This is a genomic window from Mesorhizobium sp. M7A.F.Ca.US.002.01.1.1, from assembly GCF_004022955.1.
In the GTDB taxonomy this organism is placed as follows: Bacteria; Pseudomonadota; Alphaproteobacteria; order Rhizobiales; family Rhizobiaceae; genus Mesorhizobium; species Mesorhizobium ciceri.
This window is the reverse complement of record NZ_RZQE01000498.1, coordinates 1-4,176: the sequence shown is the minus strand read 5'-3', so window position 1 is coordinate 4,176 and position 4,176 is coordinate 1. Positions and strand designations below refer to the sequence as shown.

The window sequence follows — 4,176 nt, the reverse complement described above, 5'->3', positions numbered from 1 at the left end:
GATCCGGATGGCGCCGACGCCATCCTGGACTTTCAGCGCATGCCAGACGCTGCCGCCACCGCCGATGATGGCTATGGCAAGCGAAAGCAACGTCAGGAAGGCAGTTTTGAGCATGAAGGGCCGGGGACACCGAAGAGTTGCCGCTCGGGGATATCGCGGCGCAGGGCCTTGTGGCAAGCGGGCCGATGTAGAATTGCAGCCGCCTCTTCCTTCTCCCCCTGCGGGAGACGGTGGCCGAGCGAAGCTCGGTCGGATGAGGGGTGTTCCAGGCGCGCCATCACAGCGCCGACAGCGTCTCCGGCGGTTGAGGCGTATTGAGGACGGGCGCCGACTGGAACAGGCTGGTCATGTCCCGCAGCGTCTGCGTCGTGCGGCTGGACAGCACCGGCGGCCGTTCGGCGGCTGCATCGGCCACCGCCTGCGCGTCGCTCTTCTTCTGTGCTTCCTCGGCCTTGGCAGCGATCTCCTCGTCGACGAAGGGCTTGTCGATGCCCGGGATCGGCTTGAGGTCGATGTTCTGGTGCGCATAGACCATCAGGCGCTGCCATACCATCGCAGGCAGCGAGCCGCCGGTCATGTTCTTGGTCGGCGTGAAATCGTCATTGCCCATCCATACTGCCGCCGTGTAGTTGCCGGTGAAGCCGACAAACCAGGCGTCGCGGTAGGATTGCGTCGTGCCCGTCTTGCCGGCGACGACGATGTTGGGAAGTTGGGCCCGCCGCGCCGTGCCCATCACCGGTACTGCCGCCAGCATGGTGTTCATCGATTTCAGCGCCTGCTCCGACAACACCCGGTGTGGCGGCGGCGCATCCTTGGCGAAATCATAAACCACCTCGCCGGTGCGGGTGACGAGTTGGCTGATGCCGTGCCGGAAGCCGACGAAACCGTTGTCGGCGAACACGCTGTAGCCCGTCGCCTGGTCCATCACCGTCATGCCCGAGGTGCCCAGCACCATCGTCTTGTGCGCTTCGAGCGGCGATTCCACGCCCATCGCCTCGGCCATGGCCTTGATCGGCCCGATGCCAAGGTGATCCTTGGCCAGCCGAACCGGCACGGTGTTGATCGATTTGGCCATAGCCATGATCAGAGTTACATTGCCCGCCGATCCGCCGCTGTAATTGTGCGGCGACCAGGACCCCCAGCTGATCGGGCCGCCGGAGATGATGGAGTTGGGCGTGAAGCCGTGTTCCATCGCCGTTGCATAGACATAGGGTTTGAATGACGAGCCGGTCTGGCGCAGCGCCTTGGTGGCGCGGTTGAACTGGCTGGCGCCATAGTCGCGGCCGCCGACGATGGCGCGCACGGCGCCGTTGGTCTCGATGACGACGACGGCACCTTCGGTGACGTTGTACTCCTTGCCGAACTGGCGCAGGTGGAACTCCACCGATTCTTCCGCTGCCTTCTGGATGTTCGCGTCGAAGGTGGTGTGGGCAACAAGCGAGTGCTGGCCCGGTTTGGCGATCTTCTTGACCTCGTCGAATGCCCAGTCGAGGTAATAGTCCGGACTTTTCTGCTCGCCGCGGTCGACGACGTCGGCCGGATGCAGTCTTGCCTGCAGAACCTGGCCCTCGGTCATGAAGCCGGAATCGACAAGGTTGGACAGCACCACATTGGCGCGTGCGCGCGCTGCCGGCAGGTTGATGTGCGGCGCATATTTGGTCGGCGCCTTGAACAGCCCGGCCAGCATCGCCGCCTCGGCGAGGTTCAGATCCTTGACGCTCTTGCCGAAATAGAAATCGGCGGCCGCCTCGATGCCGAACGTACCGCCCCCCATGTAGGCTCGATCGAGATAGAGCTGCAGGATTTCCTTCTTCGACAGATTGGCCTCGAGCCACAGCGACAGGAAGGCTTCCTTGATCTTGCGCTCCAGCGTGCGCTCATTGGTGAGGAACAGGTTCTTGGCCAGCTGCTGGGTTATGCTCGAGCCGCCCTGAACGACGGAATTGGCCCGCACATTCTCGAAGATGGCGCGGGAAAGGCCGAGCACATCGATGCCGTAGTGATCGAAGAAGCGGCGATCCTCGGTAGCAAGCACCGCCTTGATGACGTGATCGGGCATCTCGTCGACCGGCACGGAATCGCGCTGGATGATGCCGCGCTGGCCGATCTCGTTGCCATAGCGGTCGAGGAAGGTGACGGCGAAGTCGCCCTGGGCGCGCCAGTCGCCGGCCGTATCCTGGAAAGCCGGAATGGCCAGCGCCAGCATCACCACGATGCCGCCGGCGCCGAGCGTAAAACCTTCGCTCAACACTTCGATGATGCCACGGCGCCAGCCGTTGACGCGGAAGCGCCGCGAGAAGATCGTCGCCGATTCCCAGAACTGGCGCGCCTTGAAGCCGATCTCGTAGAGCGAGGAATCGATCCACGCGTCGAGCGCCAGCAGCCGGGCGGCGATCGGACCTCTTCTCTTGCGCGGTTCGGGACTGGCCATTCGGAATCCGGCTAGCAATTGCACGACCTGAGTACCGCAAACCGGCAATTTCAGGGCGATGCATTCCGCAAGACTATTCCTCCATTTTTCCAGCACTCACAAGGGCAGCGAAGACACAGTATCGGGTTTGTTGCTGAGGGGCGAGCCGGCTCAGGCCGGTTCGCGCTTCAGCGCCTGCGCCATGCAGTGGATGCCGCCGCCGGTCTTCGAAATCTCGCTCATGTCGACGGCCGCGACCTCGAAACCGCGGGCCTTGAGCTGGCCGATCAGCGACTGGCTGGAGGTCGGCGCGATCACGCGGTCCTTGCCCAGCGACATGAAGTTGCAGCCGAGCGCCATCGTGTCCTGGAACGGCACGTCGATGATCTCGTGGCCTTTGCCCTTCAGCCAGTCGACAATGCCGGGCTCGGTGCAGGCAAGGCAGACGGCGGTCAGTTTTTCGGCGATCGGCACCACCATCAGGTCGATATGGACGTAATATTCGTCGATGAAAGCGATGCGGGTTTCCCAGCCTTCCTTGTCGAACCAGGCCTGCACCTGGCGCGCACCTTCCTCCTGCGTGCGCGCGCCGCCGCAGCCTATCAGCACGACGCCGTCCTCGATGACGTTGAAGTCGCCGCCCTCGAAGGTACCAGCCGTGACCATGTCGTAGATCGGGATGCCGAGTTTTTCGTAGGTGCGGATCGCGGCATAGTTCTCGCCGCGCCGCCACCAGTTGGCCATGGCGGTGATGAAGGCGCCGTAGGGCGTCATGACGCTGGAATCGCGGGAATAGACCTGCATCGGCAGCTCGGGCGTCGGCTCGTGCCAGTGGATGTTGACGCCGAAATGCTCGTAGGCGGCGACCAGGTCCTTGTGCTGTGCCTGCGCGATCTGCACGTTGCAGGGCGCCTCGCGCAGGTGCTTGCGCGACAGCGAGCTGGTCGACAGATGACGCAGGAAATTGGGCGAGCCGAGCAGGACGTCGGTCAGCACGTCGGTCTCGTTGGCAAAACCCCAGGCGGTCAGCGGCTTGGTGCCGCCGGCGGGGTTGCGGCGCTGCAGCGAAAACGGCTCGGCGACAATGCGGTCATGAACGGTCATGGGATGCTCCTCGTGAGGTGACTTGGGGGTGTCTGATTGCTCGGTATCCACCAGTCGCGTCCACGCGGGGTGGTGACATATTCTGGCCAGCGAAACCCGATCGGCGGCTCGTAGTCGCAAAGCGGTGCGATCCAGTTCGAACCGCCGATGCCGCCGCCGGTGCGGGTAACGAACTCGTCCATCGCCGCTTCGCGGGCAGTCTGGTCTTCCAGCAGGCGAAGGGCGGCAAGCGCGATCGTGCGGGAGGCGCAGGCCACCATCGGGTCGATCGTGGCCGAAATACCGCCCAGCGCATTCATCACCCAGGCTGGATAGGGATAGCCGGTCTCCGAACGCAGTGCCGGGCGGGCGACATAGAAGCGCGCCGTCGGCGTGTGCCAGCTCATGTCGGTGTAATCGTCGGAGGTCGAATTGACCTGCGAGGGCGGCAGGTCGCGGCGCAGGATCGCTTCCGCCGCCTGCGGCTCGATCAGGCGCTCCAGCTCTTCGATGAACGGCTCGTCGCTCGCCATGCGCCCGGCATTGACCTGTATTTCGCGCGCGACTGCCTTGGCGTCTTCGTCCCAGCGCGGCGGCCCGACCGTCGACAGCGCTTCATAGGCGATCTCGGCCATGGCATGATTGGCAAGTCCCGGTCGTGACTTCGACACCCAATGCCGCTC

General features: G+C 64.0%; 2 protein-coding genes and 1 pseudogene. All 3 read right to left on the bottom strand.

Features of this window, described 5'->3' with window-relative positions; genetic code table 11:
* Positions 1–277: 277 nt before the first annotated feature.
* Positions 278–2,431, bottom strand: coding sequence for a penicillin-binding protein 1A (locus EN932_RS30545; protein ID WP_013532650.1), 2,154 nt, complete (start codon positions 2,429–2,431; stop codon positions 278–280).
* A gap of 150 nt (positions 2,432–2,581) precedes the next feature.
* Positions 2,582–3,514 (bottom strand): dimethylarginine dimethylaminohydrolase family protein, encoded by a 933-nt coding sequence (locus EN932_RS30540; RefSeq protein ID WP_013532649.1) that lies wholly within the window; start codon positions 3,512–3,514, stop codon positions 2,582–2,584.
* A pseudogene (locus EN932_RS30535) lies at positions 3,511–4,176 on the bottom strand (amidohydrolase); the annotation flags it as partial. The pseudogene EN932_RS30535 and the gene EN932_RS30540, both read right to left, overlap by 4 nt.

Coding starts and splice junctions, on each gene's coding strand:
- EN932_RS30545 (WP_013532650.1), bottom strand. CDS start 2,431: ATGGCCAGTCCCGAACCGCGCAAGAGAAGAGGTCCGATCGCCGCCCGG.
- EN932_RS30540 (WP_013532649.1), bottom strand. CDS start 3,514: ATGACCGTTCATGACCGCATTGTCGCCGAGCCGTTTTCGCTGCAGCGC.